Origin of the sequence: Flavobacterium sp. 123 (genome assembly GCF_003634825.1) — a bacterium.
Lineage (GTDB): Bacteria > Bacteroidota > Bacteroidia > Flavobacteriales > Flavobacteriaceae > Flavobacterium.
Genome location: NZ_RBXD01000001.1, coordinates 1813844 through 1834746, shown reverse-complemented (window position 1 = coordinate 1834746; position 20903 = coordinate 1813844). Strand labels below are relative to the sequence as shown.

Annotated in this window: 18 protein-coding genes; 1 reads left to right on the top strand and 17 read right to left on the bottom strand. The window is 33.9% G+C overall.

Annotation, left to right across the window (positions count from 1 at the left end; translation table 11 throughout):
• Nucleotides 1-6: 6 nt before the first annotated feature.
• The 4 genes from C8C88_RS07960 to C8C88_RS07945 all read right to left on the bottom strand — a co-directional run bounded on the left by C8C88_RS07960 (nt 7) and on the right by C8C88_RS07945 (nt 4217).
• A complete protein-coding gene (locus C8C88_RS07960; RefSeq protein WP_121337594.1) occupies nt 7-864 on the bottom strand; it encodes a prephenate dehydrogenase in 858 nt (285 codons plus the stop codon).
• 49 nt (nt 865-913) lie between these two features.
• Nucleotides 914-2059 carry an aminotransferase class I/II-fold pyridoxal phosphate-dependent enzyme gene (locus tag C8C88_RS07955; RefSeq protein ID WP_121337593.1) on the bottom strand — a complete coding sequence of 382 codons (1146 nt, stop codon included), beginning with the start codon at nt 2057-2059 and terminating at the stop codon, nt 914-916.
• A gap of 50 nt (nt 2060-2109) precedes the next feature.
• The gene (locus C8C88_RS07950) at nt 2110-2937 is read right to left on the bottom strand and encodes a prephenate dehydratase (protein ID WP_121337592.1); all 828 of its coding nucleotides are present in this window, start codon (nt 2935-2937) and stop codon (nt 2110-2112) included.
• 335 nt (nt 2938-3272) lie between these two features.
• A complete protein-coding gene (locus C8C88_RS07945) occupies nt 3273-4217 on the bottom strand; it encodes a M28 family peptidase (RefSeq protein ID WP_121338614.1) in 945 nt (314 codons plus the stop codon).
• A 166-nt stretch (nt 4218-4383) separates the two neighbouring features.
• Between C8C88_RS07945 and gldA the strand changes: the two genes are divergently transcribed.
• On the top strand, nt 4384-5280 hold the full coding sequence (gene gldA / locus C8C88_RS07940) for a gliding motility-associated ABC transporter ATP-binding subunit GldA (RefSeq protein ID WP_121337591.1): 897 nt from the start codon (nt 4384-4386) through the stop codon (nt 5278-5280).
• Nucleotides 5281-5335: 55 nt separating this feature from the next.
• Here the strand turns inward: gldA and metF are convergent, their stop codons facing one another.
• From metF to C8C88_RS07875, 13 genes are all read right to left on the bottom strand, one after another.
• Entirely contained in the window at nt 5336-6292 is a 957-nt protein-coding gene (metF, locus tag C8C88_RS07935) for a methylenetetrahydrofolate reductase [NAD(P)H] (protein ID WP_121337590.1), read from the bottom strand.
• Nucleotides 6293-6365: 73 nt separating this feature from the next.
• Nucleotides 6366-9044 carry a methionine synthase gene (metH, locus tag C8C88_RS07930; RefSeq protein WP_121337589.1) on the bottom strand — a complete coding sequence of 893 codons (2679 nt, stop codon included), beginning with the start codon at nt 9042-9044 and terminating at the stop codon, nt 6366-6368.
• 85 nt (nt 9045-9129) lie between these two features.
• Nucleotides 9130-10131: a homocysteine S-methyltransferase family protein gene (locus tag C8C88_RS07925; protein WP_121337588.1), complete on the bottom strand. Its 1002-nt coding sequence runs from the start codon at nt 10129-10131 to the stop codon at nt 9130-9132.
• A 305-nt stretch (nt 10132-10436) separates the two neighbouring features.
• Nucleotides 10437-11489 carry an NAD(P)/FAD-dependent oxidoreductase gene (locus tag C8C88_RS07920; RefSeq protein ID WP_121337587.1) on the bottom strand — a complete coding sequence of 351 codons (1053 nt, stop codon included), beginning with the start codon at nt 11487-11489 and terminating at the stop codon, nt 10437-10439.
• 109 nt (nt 11490-11598) lie between these two features.
• Nucleotides 11599-12180: a bifunctional precorrin-2 dehydrogenase/sirohydrochlorin ferrochelatase gene (locus tag C8C88_RS07915; protein WP_121337586.1), complete on the bottom strand. Its 582-nt coding sequence runs from the start codon at nt 12178-12180 to the stop codon at nt 11599-11601.
• A 76-nt stretch (nt 12181-12256) separates the two neighbouring features.
• Nucleotides 12257-13030: a uroporphyrinogen-III C-methyltransferase gene (cobA, locus tag C8C88_RS07910; RefSeq protein ID WP_121337585.1), complete on the bottom strand. Its 774-nt coding sequence runs from the start codon at nt 13028-13030 to the stop codon at nt 12257-12259.
• On the bottom strand, nt 13023-15113 hold the full coding sequence (locus C8C88_RS07905) for a HEPN domain-containing protein (protein ID WP_121337584.1): 2091 nt from the start codon (nt 15111-15113) through the stop codon (nt 13023-13025). Before C8C88_RS07905 ends, cobA begins: the two co-directional genes overlap by 8 nt.
• A gap of 30 nt (nt 15114-15143) precedes the next feature.
• Nucleotides 15144-16388: a sulfate adenylyltransferase subunit 1 gene (locus tag C8C88_RS07900; protein ID WP_121337583.1), complete on the bottom strand. Its 1245-nt coding sequence runs from the start codon at nt 16386-16388 to the stop codon at nt 15144-15146.
• Nucleotides 16389-16502: 114 nt separating this feature from the next.
• Nucleotides 16503-17402 (bottom strand): sulfate adenylyltransferase subunit CysD, encoded by a 900-nt coding sequence (gene cysD / locus C8C88_RS07895; RefSeq protein WP_121337582.1) that lies wholly within the window; start codon nt 17400-17402, stop codon nt 16503-16505.
• Nucleotides 17403-17461: 59 nt separating this feature from the next.
• The gene (locus tag C8C88_RS07890) at nt 17462-18163 is read right to left on the bottom strand and encodes a phosphoadenylyl-sulfate reductase (protein ID WP_121337581.1); all 702 of its coding nucleotides are present in this window, start codon (nt 18161-18163) and stop codon (nt 17462-17464) included.
• Nucleotides 18163-19065: a sulfite exporter TauE/SafE family protein gene (locus tag C8C88_RS07885; RefSeq protein ID WP_121337580.1), complete on the bottom strand. Its 903-nt coding sequence runs from the start codon at nt 19063-19065 to the stop codon at nt 18163-18165. Before C8C88_RS07885 ends, C8C88_RS07890 begins: the two co-directional genes overlap by 1 nt.
• Nucleotides 19066-19183: 118 nt before the next feature.
• On the bottom strand, nt 19184-19594 hold the full coding sequence (locus C8C88_RS07880) for an Rrf2 family transcriptional regulator (RefSeq protein ID WP_121337579.1): 411 nt from the start codon (nt 19592-19594) through the stop codon (nt 19184-19186).
• A gap of 91 nt (nt 19595-19685) precedes the next feature.
• On the bottom strand, nt 19686-20858 hold the full coding sequence (locus tag C8C88_RS07875; protein ID WP_121337578.1) for a PLP-dependent aspartate aminotransferase family protein: 1173 nt from the start codon (nt 20856-20858) through the stop codon (nt 19686-19688).
• Between the last annotated feature and the right edge of the window lie 45 nt (nt 20859-20903).

The window sequence follows — 20903 nt, the reverse complement described above, 5'->3', positions numbered from 1 at the left end:
TTCTAATTATTTTTTAATGTTTATTCCGTTTAATATTTCTTTTATTTTATTCACACTTTGCATTTCGTTGTAAATAGCATCGTAATCTTCGTTCTCTAATAACTCTTTAAATTTGGACAAATTAGAGATATATTCTTCTAATGTTTTTACAACTTGTTTTTTGTTCTGTTTAAAAATTGGTGTCCACATAGCTGGTGAACTTTTGGCCAAACGCACCGTACTTTCAAAACCAGAACCTGCCATATCAAATATATCCTGCTCGTCTTTTTCTTTATCAATTACAGTTTTCCCAAGCATGAAAGCACTAATATGAGACAAATGTGAAACATAAGCTATGTGCTTGTCATGTGATTTTGGATCCATATATCGGATTCTCATTCCCATGGCTGTAAAAAGCTGCAATGCTTTTTCTTGTAATTTGAAAGTCGTTTTTTCTACTTCACAAATAATATTTGTTTTACCTTGAAACAATCCTTTTATTGCTGCTGAAGGCCCTGAAAACTCTGTCCCTGCAATAGGATGTGTAGCAATAAAATTCCTTCTTCTAGGATGATTTGCAACTGCTTCACAAATAGGTGTTTTTGTTGAACCTACTTCAAAAACAATTGTTTTTTCTCCGATTACATCCAACACTTTTGGCAAAACTGTTAAAGCCACATCTACAGGAACTGAAACTATTACAAAATCGGCTTCCGCCAAATTTTCAAAAGTAGCTCCTGCATCAATCACGCCTATAGCAATGGCTTGTTGTAAATGATTTTCATTACTATCAATTCCATATATTTTAGCTTCAGGATACAGACCTTTTATGTCCAATACCATTGAACCTCCTATCAATCCTATTCCTATTACGTGTATATTCATATTTCATTCAATATCAATGTCAATTGCAAAAATCAATGACAATTATAATCTAAAACCTTTCTATTGCTTCTTGAACTTTTTCTTCTTTCACACAAAGTGCAAATCGAATATATCCTTCTCCATTACTACCAAAAATTGTACCTGGCGTGATAAAAATCGATTTTTCGTATAATATTTTATCAATAAAATCTTCTGCTGAAGTTACTCCTTCTGGCAATTTCGCCCATACAAATAATCCAACTCCTTCTCTATAAACTTCACAACCTAATTTCTCGGCCAATTGCTCCGTTAAAATTCTTCTTTTTTGGTAAACGGCATTCATAGAATCAAACCAAGATTGCTCACTTTTTAAAGCTTCGATTGCTCCTTTTTGAATTCCATAAAACATTCCGCTGTCCATGTTGCTTTTTACTTTCAAAACGGCATCAATACAAGCTGCATTTCCTAAAACCATTCCAACTCTCCAACCTGCCATATTGAAGGTTTTAGACAAAGAATTCAATTCTAAAGCTACCTCTTTTGCTCCTTCAACTTGTAACAAGCTCATCGGATTGTCATTCAAAACAAAACTATATGGATTGTCATTAACTAACAAAATGTTATGTTTTTTGGCGAAAGCCACTAATTTTTCGAACAATTGTAAACTTCCTCTTGCGCCTGTTGGCATGTGTGGATAACCAATCCACATAATTTTAACTTTAGATAAATCTAATTTTTCCAAAGCTTCAAAATCAGGCTCCCAATTATTAACTTCTTTCAAATCGTAATAAACGGGCACCGCTCCTACTAAATTCGTCACCGAAGTATAGGTTGGATATCCTGGATTTGGAATCAAAACTTGGTCCCCTTCATTCAAGAAAGCCAATGAAATATGCATAATTCCTTCTTTAGAACCCATCAAAGGCAAAATTTCAGTATTCGGATTCAACTGAACATCAAAGTTATTTTGATAAAAATCAGCCATTCCCTTTCTTAATTCTGGCAATCCTTGATAACTCTGATATTGATGTGCATTTTCATCTTGCATAGCCGAAACTATCGCATCAATTACCTCTTGAGAAGGCTTCAAATCTGGACTACCAATTCCCATATTAATGATTGGTTTTCCCTCAGAAGCCAGTTGTCTCACTTCTCTAAGTTTTGATGAAAAATAGTATTCTTCAATTATATCCAGACGTTTTGCTGTTGTAATCATTTTTTTATTTTAAAATTCTTGCGGTTTTTATCTCCCAACTTTTGATTTCCTTACGGCTTTGTATTTTTATATTCTCCTAATACTTTAAAATACTCTGCCATAATCTCTAACAATGATTTTGCTTTAGCATAATCTTCATATTTATCGAAAGTAACATCCACAAAAAACGAATATTTCCAAGGCGTTTCTATTTTCGGCAAGGACTGAATCTTAGTTAAATTCAATTTGCAATCACTCATTACATTTAATACGGCTGCTAAACTTCCGCGTTTATGATCCAATTCAAACTTGATAGAAGCTCTGTTTATCTCTTCTTTTGAAACAAAATTATCTTCTTTATTAATAATAACAAATCGTGTCATATTATTATTAATCGTCTGAATTTCTGGCGCCAAAATTTCTAAATCATACATTTCCGAAGCCGTTTTGCTAGCAATTGCAGCAATACCCTTTAATTGCTTTTCATGTATTCTTCTTGCTGTTTCAGCAGTGTCTTTATCCTCAACTATTTTAATATTTGGATATTTTTTCAAGAACTCCATACATTGCAATAATGCCATTGGATGAGAATGAACTTCTAAAATATCCTCTATTTTTTGACCTTTCAGAGCCATTAAATTTTGATGAATATCCATGTAATGCTCTCCAATTATATGTAAATTATTCTTATCAATTAAGGCATAATTAGGGATAATTGGACCAGCAATAGAATTCTCAATTGCCATAACCGCCTGATCTGATTTACCTGAAATCAAACTGGAAACCAATTCTTCAAACGACAAGCACTCATCTACGTCAACATTCTTTTGATAGTATTCTTGAGCCACCTGATGATGGAAAGATCCTTTTATACCTTGTATCGCAATTTTTGTTCTCATTTAATCAAAAAAAAATCCTGATTTTCATCAGGATTGTATATTAGTTTTATTTGTTTCTTATTTTTCAAATAACCATAGCACAATCCTTTATTTCCTAAAGAAGAAATAAAAAGTGTTGCTAAAATAAAAACGGTTATTAGACATTGTGTTCGTTGATTTTTTAAATAATATCATTGCAAATGTAGAACATATTTCAAATCAACACAAAAAAAAATATGATTTTATGTAACAAAAAAAGAATTCTTTGTTAAAAGCACTTTTTATTAAATAAAATCGAAAAAAAATAGATTGACATTCCCTTTTTTTATTGATTTCAAAATCTAAAGAAAAGAAAATCAATTCATTTTTAGCTTTTTAACCCTCAAAGGAGCTTCTTCTCCGTTCACAATTGACCAAGAACTCATTGCGATTGCTTTTATAATCTCAGTCATATTATCTAAATCCAAAGTAGAAACCGCATCACTCAATTTATGATAATTAGGCTCAATATCCATTTTTGAAGTTGAAATTGTATGCGCAGGAACTCCTAAAGCTGCCAGTCTAGCATTATCAGATCTATAGAAAAGCTGTTCTTGCGGATATGGATCTGGATTAAAATTAAAAGCAGTTCCTTTCAAGTTTTTCTGTAAAATAGCTCCAAAATCTGATTTCTCAAAACCAGTAATATATGCGGAGTTTTTGCCCCATTTACTTTCCGTGCCTATCATTTCAATATTAAACATGGCAACTACTTTATTCGGATCTATATTTTTGGAGAAAAAAGCGGAACCAAAACCACCAACCTCTTCACCAGTAAAAGCTACAAATACTATAGTGCGTTCATTTTGATTTAATTCTTTGAAATACTTTGCCAAAGCTATCACAGCTGTTGTCCCTGAAGCATCATCATTTGCACCATTATAAACAACATCATCACCAGCATTAACTGCATCAACTAAACCTAAATGGTCGTAATGCGCCGAAAAAACAACATATTCCTCTGGCTTTGACCTTCCAGGAAGAATCCCAATGACATTATTTGCGTTTTTCTCTTCAACAACAAACGCTTGTCGGTAATTTTTTAAATCCTTAAAATAAACAAGACCCGTCTTTTTAAATTCATTTTCAATAAACGTAGAAGCTAAACCTATTCCTTCTGTAAAAATTGCTCTTCCCATCATTTTATCTGAAGCCAACTCCGTTTCAATTCTCACAATTTCTTTTTGAAGAATTACTGGTTTTTCCTGTGCATGCGCTAAAAAACCTAAAAACAAAAACAACCAAATACTTTTATTTTTCATATTCTTTAAATTCGTTTTAAACCCCATTTGAAATTATATGTTGTAAATATATAAATCTAATTAACATTCTTAGTAGCCCACAGAAAAATTAAAACTTTACAACAGTCGTATATAAAAACAATAAATCAATAGTTTTTCTGTTTACTTTTGCAACAAATAATAAATCATGTCAATAGAAGTAAATAACATCTCTAAAAGTTACGGTGCCCAAAAAGCATTGGACAACATTTCCTTTTCTGTAAAAAAAGGCGAAGTGGTAGGTTTCTTAGGGCCAAATGGCGCTGGAAAATCGACTTTAATGAAAATATTGACAACTTATATTGCAGCTGATGAAGGCTCTGCTACAGTAAATGGATTTGATGTCAACACACAAGCCAAATCTGTACAACAATCCATCGGATATTTACCAGAACACAACCCGCTATATCTGGATTTATATGTACGAGAATATTTAGCTTTTAATGCTGATGTTTATAAAGTTGCTAAATCTAGAATTGAAGAAGTAATTCAATTAACTGGTTTATCTTCTGAAAGTCATAAAAAAATAGGACAATTATCCAAAGGATATCGTCAACGTGTAGGTCTTGCCAATGCCTTACTCCATAATCCAGATGTTTTGATTCTTGATGAACCAACTACAGGTTTAGATCCCAACCAATTAATCGAAATCAGGAATCTGATTAAAAACGTAGGGAAAGACAAAACTGTTTTTCTTTCTACACACATTATGCAAGAAGTCGAAGCCATTTGTGACCGCGTTATTATTATTAATAATGGAAAAATTGCAGCCGATAAAAAACTAGAAAACTTAATTACCGAAGCTACAGAACAAATTATTGAAGTTGAATTTGATAAAAAAGTAGCCGAACAAGTTATTGCAAAAATTGAAAATCTTTCTTCTTATAAAAACACGAACGAAATGATTTGGGAATTAACATTCAAAACCGACAAAGACATGCGTCCAATAGTTTTTGATTTTGCCAATTCAAATGGTTTGAAAACCTTACAACTCAATCAGAAAAACAAGAATTTAGAAACTGTTTTTAGAGAGATAACAAAATAATAGTACGAATAAAAAAAGCTTCCATTGGAAGCTTTTTTTATCTTTTAAAGTTTAGTTAAAAAACTTTACTTGCTATTTGTCGGATGTTTTCTGATTTTCCCATAGAATAATAATGCAGCACAGGAACTCCTGCTGCTTTCAATTCTAATGATTGTTGAATTGCCCATTCTATTCCTACTTGTCTGATATCAGCAGGTGTTTTGCATTTATCAATCGCATTTATCAAATCTTCGGGTAAATCAATTCTAAATATTTGAGGTAATATTTGCAAATGTCTTTGAACAGCGATAGGTTTAATTCCAGGAATAATTGGAACCGTGATACCAATTTCTCTTGCTTTAGCTACAAATTCAAAGTATTTAGTATTGTCAAAAAACATTTGAGTTACCACATAATCCGCTCCTGCATCTACTTTCTCTTTCAATCTTTTCAAATCTGAAATCAAGGAAGGAGATTCTAAATGCTTTTCAGGATAACCCGCAACACCAATACAAAAATCAGCCTTGTTATCAATATCCATTAGTTCATGTAAATATTTACCTTGATTCAATTGATAAATTTGATCTACTAAATCAACAGCATATTTATTCCCTCCTTCTTTAGGCACAAAAGATTGTTCGTCTTTCATTGCATCACCACGAAGAGCCATCACATTGTTAATTCCTAAATAATTACAATCTACTAACATGTACTCTGTTTCTTCTCTAGTGAAACCACCACATATTAAATGCGGCACAGTATCTACTTGATATTTATGTTTGATAGAAGCACAAATTCCCAATGTTCCAGGGCGCATTCTAGTTAATTGCTTATTCAATAAACCATTGCCTTTATCCACATAAATATACTCTTCACGAGAAGTAGTTACATCAATAAAAGGAGGTTTAAACTCCATCAACGGATCAATATTATCGTATAATTCCTGAATATTTTTGCCTTTTTGAGGCGGAACAATCTCAAAAGAGAATAATGTTTCTCCTTTAGCATTTTCTATATGTTGTGTTACTTTCATCTTATTTTTTTGTTGAAAGTTTAAGGTTTAAAGTTCTCACGAGCAACTTTAAACCTTAAACATTAAACTTTTTTTAATCTGCTATATTTGGATTTAGCCATTTCATTGCCATATCTGTAGAAATGTTTCTACGTTTAGCATAATCAATAACCTGATCTTCTTTTATTTTTCCAAGTCCAAAATACTTGCTTTCTGGATTTCCAAAATAATATCCTGAAACCGATGAAGCTGGCCACATCGCCATACTCTCCGTCAAAGTCACTCCTATTTCTTCCGCTACATTTAGTAATTTCCAAATAGTTGGTTTTTCTAAATGGTCTGGACAAGCTGGATAACCTGGTGCAGGACGAATTCCTTTGTAATCTTCGGCAATCATTGCTTCTGCACTTAAAGATTCATCCGAAGCATATCCCCAAATTTCTTTACGTACTTTTTCATGTAAATATTCAGCAAAAGCTTCCGCAAAACGATCTGCTAATGCTTTGACCATGATTGAATTATAATCGTCTAAGTCTTTTTCAAATTCAGCCGCCCATTCATCAACTCCAAAACCTGTTGTTACACAAAACGCACCCATATAATCCGTTTTACCTGAATCTTTTGGCATTATGAAATCCGACAAAGCCATATTTGGAGCGCCTTTTGTTTTTTGTGATTGTTGACGTAAGGTTAAGAATTTCTCTAACACTTTCCCGCTTTCATCACGCAATTCAATATCGTCATCGTTGACTTGATTGGCCGGAAAAATTCCGTAAATACCTTTGGCTGTCAATTTCTTTTCGTCCAAAATGACTTGCAGCATCGCTTGTGCATCTCTAAAAACAGAAGTAGCTTGTTCTCCAACAACCTCATCCGTAAGAATAGCGGGATATTTTCCAAACAATTCCCATGTTCTAAAAAACGGTGTCCAGTCGATGTAAGGAACCAAAACATCAAGAGCTACTTCGATTGTTTTTGTTCCAATAAAATTAGGTTTTGTTGGGTTATAATTTTCCCAATCTAATTTCAGTTTATTCACACGAGCTTGCTCAATGGTTAGGAAATTTTTGTCTCGCGAACGGTTCAAAAATGTTTCTCTAAACGCATCATATTCAGCTCTAATATCACTAGCGTATATTTTTTTATTACTGTCCAATAAATTCCCAGCAACCGTAACTGCTCTTGAAGCATCATTAACGTGAATTACTGTTTCTCTGTATTGTGGTGCAATTTTCACTGCTGTGTGCGCACGTGAAGTTGTAGCACCACCAATCATAATTGGGATTTTTATATTGCGCTTGTCTAACTCTTTAGCTAAATGAACCATTTCGTCAAGCGAAGGTGTAATCAACCCGCTCAATCCAATAATGTCAACATTGTGTTCTACAGCTGCAGCAATAATTTTTTCGGGCGGAACCATTACTCCTAAATCTATGATTTCATAATTGTTACACGCCAAAACTACCGATACAATGTTTTTCCCAATATCGTGTACATCTCCTTTTACAGTAGCCATTAATATACGACCTGCAAAACTCGAAACTCCATCTTTTTCTGCTTCAATAAACGGCAATAAATACGCTACGGCTTTTTTCATTACTCGTGCTGATTTTACTACCTGAGGCAAAAACATTTTTCCTGAACCAAATAAATCTCCTACAACATTCATTCCGGCCATCAAGTTAATTTCAATAACTTCAATGGGTCTTTCTGCTGCTTGTCGAGCTTCTTCAACATCAATTTCTATAAACTCATCCACTCCTTTTACTAAGGAATGTGTTAATCTTTCTTGAATAGTTCCTGAGCGCCATTCTTGAACTGCTTTTTCATTGTTTTTAACATCCCCTTTTACATTTTCGGCAAAGTCCAACAATCGTTCGGTTGCATCATCACGACGATTCAGAATTACATCTTCAACATGCTCTAATAAGTCCTTTGGAATTTCGTCATAAATAGAAAGCATTTCTGGATTAACAATTCCCATTGTCATTCCGTTTTTGATGGCATGATATAAGAAAACAGAATGCATCGCCTCACGAACCGTATCATTTCCTCTAAAAGAGAAAGAAACATTACTTACTCCGCCACTGATATGCGCATGTGGTAAATTTTCACGAACCCATTTTGTCCCTCTGAAGAAATCCAACGCATTCAAACGGTGTTCTTCCATACCTGTTGCCACTGGAAATATATTCAAATCGAAAATAATATCCTGTGGAGCAAAATCTACTTTGTTTACCAAAATATCATAAGAACGTTTACATATTTCGATACGTCTTTCGTAATTATCAGCCTGACCTACTTCATCAAAAGCCATAACAATTACAGCAGCTCCATAACGCTTGATTAATTTAGCATGATGAATAAATCGTTCTTCGCCTTCTTTTAAAGAAATTGAATTCACAACACTTTTCCCTTGAACTACTTTCAGACCTGCTTCAATGATTTCCCATTTAGAGCTATCAATCATAATTGGCACTCTAGAAATATCTGGTTCGGCAGCAATCAAGTTCAGGAATTTTGTCATGGCATAAACACCATCAAGCATCCCCTCATCCATATTAATATCTATGATTTGTGCGCCCCCTTCAACTTGTTGTCTAGCAATATCAAGTGCCTCGTCATATTTTTCTTCCTTGATTAATCGAAGGAATTTTCTAGAACCTGTTACATTCGTACGTTCACCAATGTTTACAAATACGCTATCTGGCGTAATGATTAAAGGTTCTAATCCCGATAATACAAGGTTTCTTCTAGTTTCTGCTTGTGCCATTTTTTTATTTTGTTTTGCCTCGAATTTGAAAATCAATTTCTGAATTCGTTGCTATAATTTAGACCCGATAAACGCGTCTTTACGATTACATTGTTGCTGTTGATACTCTAGGCTTATAGTCCTTTGCAATATCAGCAATCAACTTAATATGTTCTGGTGTTGTTCCGCAACAACCACCTATGATGTTGACTAAATTATCTTCTAAATAACTGCGTATTTGCGCTTGCATTTGTTCTGGTGTTTCATCGTATTCTCCAAAAGCATTGGGCAATCCTGCATTAGGATGCGCCGAAACATTAAAAGAAGTATTGTGCGACAAGGTTTGCAAATACGGTTTCAACAAATCAGCTCCAAGAGCACAATTAAAACCTACGCTCAACAATGGAATGTGTGAAACCGAAACCAAAAATGCTTCAACTGTTTGACCAGAAAGCGTTCTTCCTGATGCATCTGTTATTGTTCCTGAAACCATTACAGGAATATCAATTTTACGTTCGTCTTTAACTTCTTCGATAGCAAAAAGAGCTGCTTTTGCATTTAAAGTATCAAAAATTGTCTCCACCAATAACAAATCACAACCTCCATCCATCAAAGCTTCCACTTGTTGTTTGTAAGCAATACGCAAATCATCAAAAGTGACCGCTCTGTATCCCGGATCATTTACATCTGGCGACATACTTGCTGTACGGTTTGTTGGTCCTATTGAACCTGCTACAAAACGGGGTTTATCTGGGTTTTTAGCCGTAAATTCATCTGCTACTTCTCTGGCTAATCTTGCAGATTCATAATTCAATTCATACACTAAATCTTCCAGATGATAATCCGCCATTCCGATTGTAGTTCCCGAAAAAGTATTGGTTTCTACAATATCAGCTCCTGCTTCAAAATAAGCTGCATGCACGGCTTTTATTGCGTGAGGCTGAGTGATTGACAATAAATCGTTATTCCCTTTTAGAGAATATGGAAAATCCTTGAAACGTTCGCCACGAAAATCTTCTTCCGAAAAATTGTAGCGTTGCAACATGGTTCCCATAGCTCCATCGAGTACGAGTATATTTTTTTTAATGGCTTCTTGAATTGTTGACATTTTGTGTGTTTTAATTGTTGTGTTTTGATGGTTAAAATGCAACCAAAAAATAACAAATTTTTACTTTTAGCCCTGATGGGAGCGACATCCTTTTATGCCAGTGTTTGGCATAAAAGATAAAGCGTACAGCAGGAAAAAATCTTGGCAAAAATACGCCATTCATTCGCTTTAAAAAAATATAAAATACTATCCTTTAAAAAAATTAGATTTTCGGAGCAAAAAAAAGGCTTGGTTCTATACCTAACAACCAAAAAGCGCTAAAACTTATGAAGTAATAGCGCTTTTTGCTTGTATGCTAATTTGTATTAGACGATGGCTTTTACCACTGCTTTTGGCGCTTCTTTACGAGTACCGTCAAATCCATCTACTCCAGAAACGGTTGTATATTTTAATACATATTTTTTACCTGGATTAATAATTTGGTAGGCTGCCTGACACATTATTGTTGCTTCGTGGAATCCACAAAGAATCAATTTTAATTTACCTGGATACGTATTTACGTCACCAATGGCAAAAATACCAGGGATATTTGTTTGATAATCTAAAGCGTTGTTTACTTTGATTGCATTTTTCTCAATTTCTAATCCCCAGTTTCCAATAGGTCCTAATTTTGGTGTTAATCCAAAAAGTGGGATGAAATAATCTGTTGGAATATTTCTGTGTGCTCCGTCAATATCCACATCAACAGATTCTAAATGTTCTGCTCCATTCAATCCAACAACTTCACCTGGAGTAATCATTTTGATTTTTCCAGCTGATTTTAATTCTTGAACTTTTTCAACAGAATCTAAAGCTCCTCTAAATTCGTTTCTTCTGTGAATTAACGTTACTTCAGAAGCAACATTTGACAAGAAAATACTCCAGTCTAAAGCGGAATCTCCACCTCCTGCAATTACGACTCTTTTGTCTCTGAATTTTTCTGGGTTTTTGATAAAGTATTTAATTCCTTTATCTTCATAAAACTCGATATCTTCAATAAGTGGTTTTCTTGGTTCAAAACTTCCTAATCCACCTGCAATAGCAATTACTGGCGCATGGAATTTTTTTCCTTTATTTGAAGTCACTATAAAAGTTCCATCTTCTTGTTTTTCGATTGTTTCAGCACGTTCTCCAAGAGTAAATCCTGGTTCGAATTGCTTGATTTGTTCCATTAAATTATCAACCAAATCACCTGCTAATACTTCCGGGAAACCTGGAATATCATAGATAGGTTTTTTTGGATACAATTCCGAAAGTTGCCCACCAGCTTGTGGTAATGCATCAAGGATATGGCATTTTAATTTTAACAATCCTGCTTCAAAAACTGCAAATAAACCTGTTGGTCCGGCTCCTATTATAAGTATGTCTGTTTTAACCATTATATTTAATTTTACTCTTTTATAATTATGCTTCTTTATATTCAAATGCAAAAGAACGAATGATTTTTATTTCATAAGGTGATAAATATCACTCGCTTAAAATTGCAACTTATTCTTTATTTTTTAATGCTTCGGTGATTTCGTTCATCTTTTGAACTTTATCCTCGAAATTTCCTTTTAGCGTTTTGCGATATTCATTTAGGTTTTCGACCATTTTATTAATATCGTCCGGAATGATTTCTTCAAAAAACTCGCGTAATCTTTTGGCTGTAGTTGGCGATTTTCCATTGGTAGAAATAGCAATTTTCACATTTCCTTTGGTCACAATACCACCCAAATAATAATCACATAAATTTGGCGTATCCGCTATGTTGCAAATCAAATGCCTTTTTCGGCACAAGTCGAATACTCTTTTATTTACTTTCAAATCATCCGTACAAGCAATTACCATGTGGCGTTTGCGAAGCATCCAGCGATTGAACTTTTTATAGGTCAATTTTACCGAAGGATGTTTTTGTACTAAAGCTTCTAGTTCTGGTAAAAACTTTGGTGCCACAACCTCAACATTAGCATTTGGACTCGATTTCAACATGAAAGACAATTTTTCTAAACCCACGTTTCCTCCGCCTACAATCAACACATTAAGGTTTTGTAGTTTTAAAAAAACAGGATATAATTCATTTCTTTCCATTGTTATCTTATTTTCCTCTCCCCAACCCTCTCCGAAAGAGAGGGAGCCAGGGCTGGAATAATTTATTACTTAATTTTTATGCGATTCTACTTAAAATAAACTCTTCGTAAAACCCTTTTAATTTATTGCTTTGTTTGACTACTTCACCAATAACAATAATGGCTGGAGAACTCAAATTATTTTCGGCAACAACTTTTTGAATACTATTTATAGTTCCAACTCCAATTTTTTCTTGTGGAGTAGTTCCATTTTGAATAATTGCAACGGGCGTTTCTCCTTTGGATTCCTTTTGGAACAAAGAAACTATTTGTGCTAATTTACTCATTCCCATCAAAATCACAACAGTTGCTGAAGATTGCGCTGCTAACGCCACATCATCAGACAAATTCCTATCAGAAGTTGTTCCTGTAATTACCCAAAAACTTTCAGAAGTTCCTCTTTTTGTCAAAGAAATTCCTTGATAAGCAGGAACTGCAATCGATGATGAAATTCCAGGCACAACAAAGGTAGGAATTCCAAAACTTTCAGCATATTCAATTTCTTCACTTCCACGACCAAAAATAAACGGATCACCACCTTTCAATCGAACGACATGCCCATAGGTAAGCGCATTATCTACAATCAACTGATTGATTTGATCTTGCGTATATTCGTGACAGCCTTTTCTTTTTCCAACAAATATCCGAATCGCTTTTTTAGGAGTGTAAGTCATTATTTCTTCATTGGCCAAGGCATCATACAAAACCACATTCGCTTCAGCAAGTGCTTTTACTCCTTTCAGAGTAAGCAAATCTGGATCACCAGGACCAGCGCCAACTAAAGTTACTTTGGGTTGTATTGTTTTATGCATTAGCTAAATCTTTGGCTCTATAGTCTTCGATAGTTTCAAAAAATGAAACTGCTTCTTGAATGTATTTTTTTGCAAATTCAGCCGAAGGCTCATTTTCTTTGATTTGGTAAACCAAAGCTTTGAAAGTTCCATTCAACTTAATTTTATTGCTTTCAACAAAAACGGTATCAAATAAATCGATAATTCCAGCGTGGTGGTTTGTTTTTTGTTTTTCAGCAAGTAATAATGCTTTTGCACCATTTACATATCCTGCGTAAGCTAAATAAATAGCATCTGCCCATTTTCCTTCTTCAAAAGCTTCTTGTGCAAAAGTCAATTTATCTTTAGCTTCAAATAATAAAGTAGCTACTAAATCAATTACTACACCTGCACATTCTCCAACACCAACCGCTTTTACGTAGTTATCAGCATTACCCCAATCTACAAAATCTGCTTCGGTTAAATTAGTAACATCAGCTAATGGTTTTAAAAATTCATAGAAATATTTCTCGCCTTTAGCGTCATAATATTCTAAGAACGATTGTCCGTTTCCATTTGCTTCAAAATCATTTAAGATAAAACGCAAAGCATCAGGTCCTCTTCTACTAGGAATTTTGATTACTTTATCCGAAAATCTTCCGTTTCCATTTCCTAAATTTCCTCCTCCTAATAACACTTGAAGCGCAGGAGCTACTAATTTTCCAGCATTGATAGACATTCCTTGAAATCCTATTTCAGCCATATTGTGTTGTCCACAAGCATTCATACAACCACTGATTTTAATCGTGATATCTTGATTGTTGCTGTATTGTGGATATTCCGTTTCTAAAACTCTTTCTAGTTCTACTGCGATTCCAGTACTACTTGCGATTCCTAAATTACAAGTATCTGTTCCTGGACAAGCTGTAATATCTGCAATGGTATTGTAACCCAATGCAACAAAATCTAATTTGGCTAATTCTTGGTAGAAAAACGGTAGGTTTTCTTCTTTTACGTGACGAATTAAAATATCTTGTCTCAAAGAAAAACGCAATTCATTAGCTGCATAATTTTTGATTAATTCAGCCAATGCTCTCGCTTTATCTGTATAAAAATCTCCTAATAAAACCTTGATTCCAATAGCAACATAACCCGCTTGTTTTTGCGCAATTACATTTGATTTTTTCCAAGCTTCGAAAGCAGCTGTATCTTCGATAACTACTTTTGGTGCTTCTAATAAAGGAGCTGGAATTTCACCATCAAAAGCAGTAGTGTCAATTTCAACTGTTTGGTAAGACAACGCTTTTTTCTCTTCTTCAACCAATCGTAAGAACTCGTCTCTTCCCAACTCTTTGATTAGGAATTTCATACGTGCTTTCAAACGTTTTGCTCTTTCGCCATAGCGGTCAAAAATTCTCAAAACTCCTTCCGTAGTAGGAATAATTTGGTTTACTGGAATAAATTCCGATAATAATTCGGCATGACTTGGTTGAGAACCTAGTCCACCACCTAACATCACTTTAAAACCTCTTTCGCCATTTACAATTTTTGGAATAAATCCTAAATCGTGTAAATAGCTCAAACCTGTATCTTTATCTGAAGAAGAAAATGACATTTTAAATTTACGTCCCATTTCCTGACAAACTGGGTTTCTCAAGAAAAACTGAAACAAAGCATGTGCATAAGGCGACACATCAAAAGGCTCTTCTGAATCAATTCCTGCTGTTTCACTAGCCGTAATATTTCTCACGGTATTTCCACAAGCTTCACGAAGCGTAACATCATCTTTCTCTAATTCTGCCCAAAGTTGTGGTGTTCTATCTAAACTCACATAGTGGATTTGAATATCCTGACGTGTTGTTATGTGCAAACGTCCTGTTGAATATTCATCAGAAACTTTAGTAATACGCAACAATTGTTCGCTAGTCACTTTACCAAATGGTAATTTGATACGAATCATTTGTACACCTTCCTGACGTTGACCATAAACACCTCTAGCCAAACGAAGGCTACGAAAACGCTCATCATCAATTTTTCCGTCACGGAATAAAGCAATTTTTCTTTCTAAATCGATAATGTCTTTTTGGACAATCGGATCTTCTATTTCGGTTCTAAAACTTTGCATCTGTAGTTATTTTTTTAGCAAAAGCTAGATTTATTTTATAAATCCAACTCCAGCAGTTGTATTGGTTGCAGCATCAATTAAAATAAAAGCGCCGTTCGATTTGTTGTCATTATAGGCATCAAAATACAAAGCTTTGCTTAATTTAATAGTCACTTCACCTATTTCATTAATGCTCAATTGAGTCGCTGGTGTCACTCCTGAATAATCAGTTGCAATTACATTTTTAACGCTTTCAATTTTTGCTAAAACTCTGTTGGTGTTGTGTTGTACTAAATATTTTGTCCCCGCAACTAACTTTTTGCTGTCCATCCAACAAATAGTTGTATTGATATCTTTCTCAATTTTAGGCAACTCATTTGATTTTACAATCATATCCCCTCTAGTCACATTGATATCATTATCTAATTCAATAGTGATAGAAGAACCTGCAGTTGCTTCGTCAAATTGTTGATCAAAAAAGTGAATATTAGTCACTTTAGACTCTGTCAAAGATGGAAGAACCGTTACTGCATCTCCCACTTTAATATTGTTTCCGTACAATTTTCCAGCATATCCTCTGAAGTCATGATACTCTTCTGTTTTTGGTCTGATAACCGTTTGAACTGGGAAACGTGCTTTACCTGTTTCAAAAACATCTTCTGGCTCTAAAGCTTCTAAATGCTCTAATACAGTTTGTCCTGTATACCAAGGCATATTCTCCGATTTATCAGCAACATTTCCTCCATTGATAGCGCTCAACGGAATATAACTTACGTTTTGCTCTTTGAAAGAACTTTTGCTGTTCAATTCTTGGAAATCAGTTTTGATTTTGTTGAATACTTCTTCAGAGTAATCCACTAAATCCATTTTGTTAATTGCAACAATTACCTCTTTTACACGCAATAAATTATTGATAAAAAAGTGACGGTATGTTTGCTCAATTACTCCTTTACGAGCATCAATCAAAATGATAGATACTTGCGAAGTAGAAGCACCCGTAACCATATTACGCGTATATTCTACGTGACCAGGAGTATCTGCAATGATGTAACTTTTCTTTGCAGTCGAAAAATAAATATGAGCCACATCAATTGTGATTCCTTGTTCTCTCTCCGCAACTAAACCATCAGTAGCCAATGAAAAATCTAAATAATCATATCCTTTTTGCTTACTGCTTTTTTCTATTGCTTCAATTTTATCGGTAGTCAACGATTTTGTATCGTATAATAATCTCCCGATTAATGTGCTCTTTCCGTCATCTACACTACCTGCTGTTGCTATTTTTAAAACTTCCATCAGTTTTTTATTATTTTAAATTATAAATTTTGAATTTTAAATGCTGTTGATTATTTTAAATTTTAATGTCACTTTCATTCATTTAAAATTTAAAATTCAACATTTAAAATAATTCTAAAAGTATCCTTGTTGTTTTCTTTTTTCCATTGCGGCTTCAGAACGCTTATCATCAATTCTGGCTCCTCTTTCTGAAATAGTCGAAGATCTGATTTCACCTACTACTTCTTGAATCGTTGCTGCATAAGATTCAACTGCTGCCGTACAGCTCATATCTCCAACGGTTCTAAAACGAACAATTCTTTCTTCAACTTCTTCGTCTTCTTCTTGGTAAACAAATGGAGAGTGTGACCAAATTAATCCATCTCTTAAGAATACTTTACGTTTGTGTGAAAAGTAAATTGATGGAATTTCAATTTGTTCTTGTTCAATATAACTCCAAACATCTAATTCAGTCCAGTTAGAAATTGGAAACACACGAACATTTTGACCATTTTCAATTTTTCCATTCAAAATATCAAACAACTCAGGACGTTGGTTTTTCTCATCCCATTGACCAAAGTCATCACGAACAGAGAAAATACGTTCTTTAGCTCTTGCTTTTTCCTCGTCTCTACGTGCTCCACCTATACAAGCATCAAATTTGAATTCTTCAATTGCATCCAAAAGTGTAGTTGTTTGCAAACTATTTCTACTAGAATATTTTCCTGACTCTTCAACAACTTTTCCTTCGTCAATAGCATCTTGCACATTACGAACGATTAATTCTAATCCTAATTCCGCCACTAATTTATCTCTAAATTCTATTGTTTCAGGAAAGTTATGTCCTGTATCAACATGCAAAAGAGGAAAAGGAATTTTCGCAGGGAAAAAAGCTTTTTGCGCTAAACGCACCAATGTAATTGAATCTTTCCCACCTGAAAAAAGCAAAACTGGTTTATCAAACTGAGAAATTACTTCTCTGAAAATGTATATCGCTTCGCTTTCTAAAGCATTTGTTTTTAATATTGAACTCATCGTGTTTATTTAAAGATTTAAATGATTGAAAAATTTCAACAATCATTTATAATTTATAATTATTTCTGGTGCAAACCACATTCTTTATGACTTGATTCCCAAGACCATCTTCCTGCTCTAATATCTTCTCCAGGTGCAATTGCTCTGGTACATGGCGCACAACCTATGCTTACAAAACCTTGTTTATGTAATGTGTTTTGCGGCACATTGTTTTCGTCTATATATTTCTGAACTTCTTCTAAAGTCCATTTCAATAGCGGATTGAATTTGATGATATCAAAATGGGCATCATACTCAAAAAAATCTAAATCACTTCTGTTTTCAGACTGCTCTGCTCTTAGTCCAGTAATCCAAATTGTGTTTCCTTTCAATGCTTTGGTCAAAGGTGCTACTTTACGAATAAAACAACATTCTTTTCTATTTTCAACTGATTCATAGAAACTGTTAGGTCCTTTTTTATTCAACAATTCTTCTACTTGAGACGCTTCAGGAAAATACGTTTTGATTTCTTTTTTATACTTTTTCAGTGTCTTATGAAAAACATCATAGGTTTCTTGAAACAATCTTCCTGTATCCAAAGTAAAAATGGTAATTGGCAAATCATTTTTGGCGATTAAAGCCGTAACCACTTGATCTTCTTGACCAAAAGAAGTTGAAAAAACTACTTTGTCTTTGTATTCGTTAGCTAAAAATGAAAGTGTCTCTTCAATACTAAACCCTTTCGTTTTATCTAATAAAGTATTTGCAATTGCTACACTCATTATAATAATTTAGATAATGTTCTTAAACTCAAAACGATAATTAATAAGCCTACTGCAATCATCATTGGCTTTCTTTGAATTTTATTTACTAAAAAAGCTGCTAGTGGCGCTGCAATAACTCCACCTAAAATCAAACCAATAATTACTTGCCATCCGTGAATTCCTCCAAAAAGCATAAATGTGATTCCACTTGCAAAAGAAACTGCAAATTCCGCCGCATTTACAGAACCAATTGTATAACGAGGATTTCTACCACGTCCTAATAATGTAGACGTAACAATAGGTCCCCATCCTCCTCCTCCAACGGCATCCATAAATCCTCCGAAAGAAGCTAAAAGATCCAAACTTTTTGTTTTCTTTTTAACAATATTCTTTTTCAATGCTTTTTTCATGATTATAATTGCCAAAACAATCATATACACTGCAATAAATGGCTTAATTACATCTCCATCAATTACATCCGACAATAAATAAGCTCCAGTTGCAGAACCTAAAACGCCTGGAATCAAAAGATGTTTTACTAATTTTTTATTTATATTTCCAAATCTGTGATGAGAAATAGCCGAAGCTCCAGTAGTAAACATTTCAGCAACGTGAACTCCTGTACTACTAATAACTGGAGGAACTCCATATGCTAATAAAAAAGAAGTTGAAGTTGCACCATAACCCATTCCTAAAGTACCATCTACTAATTGTGCAAAAACACCAATAGCAAAAAAGATTAAAAATTCTTGATTAAAACCTGCTATAAAGCCATTCCAAGAAAACTCATTATAATGGTTATACACTAATGTCGACAATAACCCTACCAATAAAATTACCGGTATCAAAACCCATAAACGTTCTACAAAAGTAGTTTCTGTTTTAATTGCAACATTATTTTCTTTCAATTCTTTACTCATTTTAAAAAAATTCAACTATTAATTTATTTTTTAAATCCATTACCCTATCGGAATAGTGGATTAAAGTGCAAAAATAATATTTTTTTACTAATTACAAAACTTAATTAACTTTTATTAACTAAAAAGAAATGTCTGCAAGAGAGTTATTCTCTAAAATCATCAAGGTATTATCACGCACTTCTGTCATTAATTTATGTACAGAACAGCTAGCTTCATCAATACAATCATCACATTTTTCATAAAAATTATGACTCACACATGGCAATAAAGCAATTGGCCCTTCGAGAATTCGATAGACATGAGCCATATTAATATCTTTAGGATCTTTTATTAAGTAATATCCTCCACCTTTGCCCTTCTTAGCTCCCAAAAAACCAGAGTGACGCAAAAGCAATAAAATACTTTCTAAAAACTTAATCGAAATATTTTCGCTTTTTGCTATTTCAGCAATTTGCACAGGCGTTTGATCTTCTTGGCGTGCCAAAAAAGTTAGTGCTTTAATTCCGTATTTTGTTTTCTTTGAAAGCATTTAAAAAATATTTAAGTAAGATATATAAAATACCGATTTTCAATTGGTGTCAAATCTACAATTGAAAATCGGTGTTTTGAAATCTGTAATTTTACGAAAGTGCTTGCTCCAAATCAGCAATTACATCTTTTACCGTTTCTAATCCAACAGAAACCCTTACTAAACCATCCGTAATACTTACAGCCAAACGCTCTTCGACTGATAATTTACTATGTGTTGTAGAAGCAGGATGTGTAACAATAGTTCTACTATCTCCTAAATTAGGTGACAACGAACATAATTTTATTTTATCTAAGAAAGCTCTTCCGGCTTCAAGACCGCCTTTGATTTCGAAAGCAACAATATTACCACCCAATTTCATTTGTTTTTGAGCAATTTCATATTGTGGATGCGATTTCAAGAACGGATATTTTACCTTATTTACGTTAGGATGCTGTTCTAAAAACTCAGCTACTTTCATCGCATTTTCGCAGTGTCTGTCTAAACGAATTGCCAAAGTTTCTAAACTTTTTGACAATACCCACGCATTAAACGGTGATAAAGAAGGCCCTGTAAGTCGAGAAAACAAATAGATTTTTTGAATCAATTCAGCATCACCTACAGTTATTCCACCAAGAACTCTACCTTGACCGTCCATTAATTTTGTTGCTGAATGTACCACCAAATGCGCTCCCCATTTAATAGGTTGTTGCAAATATGGCGTTGCAAAGCAGTTGTCGATAATCAAAACTAGATTATGCTTTTTAGCAATATCACCAAGCAATTCCAAATCGATAATATCAATTGCAGGATTCGTAGGTGATTCGGCAAAAAGAATTTTAGTATTTGGTTTGATACAACTTTCAATAGTTTCGGGTTTATTAATATCAAAATAAGTGGTTTCAATTCCCCATTTTAGAAAATAATTCATAAACAAAGAGTGTGTTGCACCAAAAACACTTCCTGCAGAAACGATATGATCTCCTGAGTTTAACAAAGCAGCCAAGGTAGAATATACCGCCGCCATTCCGGATGAGAAAGCAAAACCAGATTCCGCACCTTCCATTTGGCAAACTTTATCGATAAACTCGTTCGTATTTGGATTACTGTAACGAGAATAAATATTTCGATCTTTCTCTTCAGCGAATGAAGCACGCATATCTTCGGCATCTTCAAATACAAAACTAGAAGTTAAGTACAAAGGCACGGAATGCTCTAAATATTGAGTGCGTTCTAATTGATTGCGTATGGCTTGAGTTTCAAAACCAAATTCTTGTTCGTTCATTATTTTTTATTAAAAAAGTTTAAAGTTTGAGGTTTAAAGTTGTGT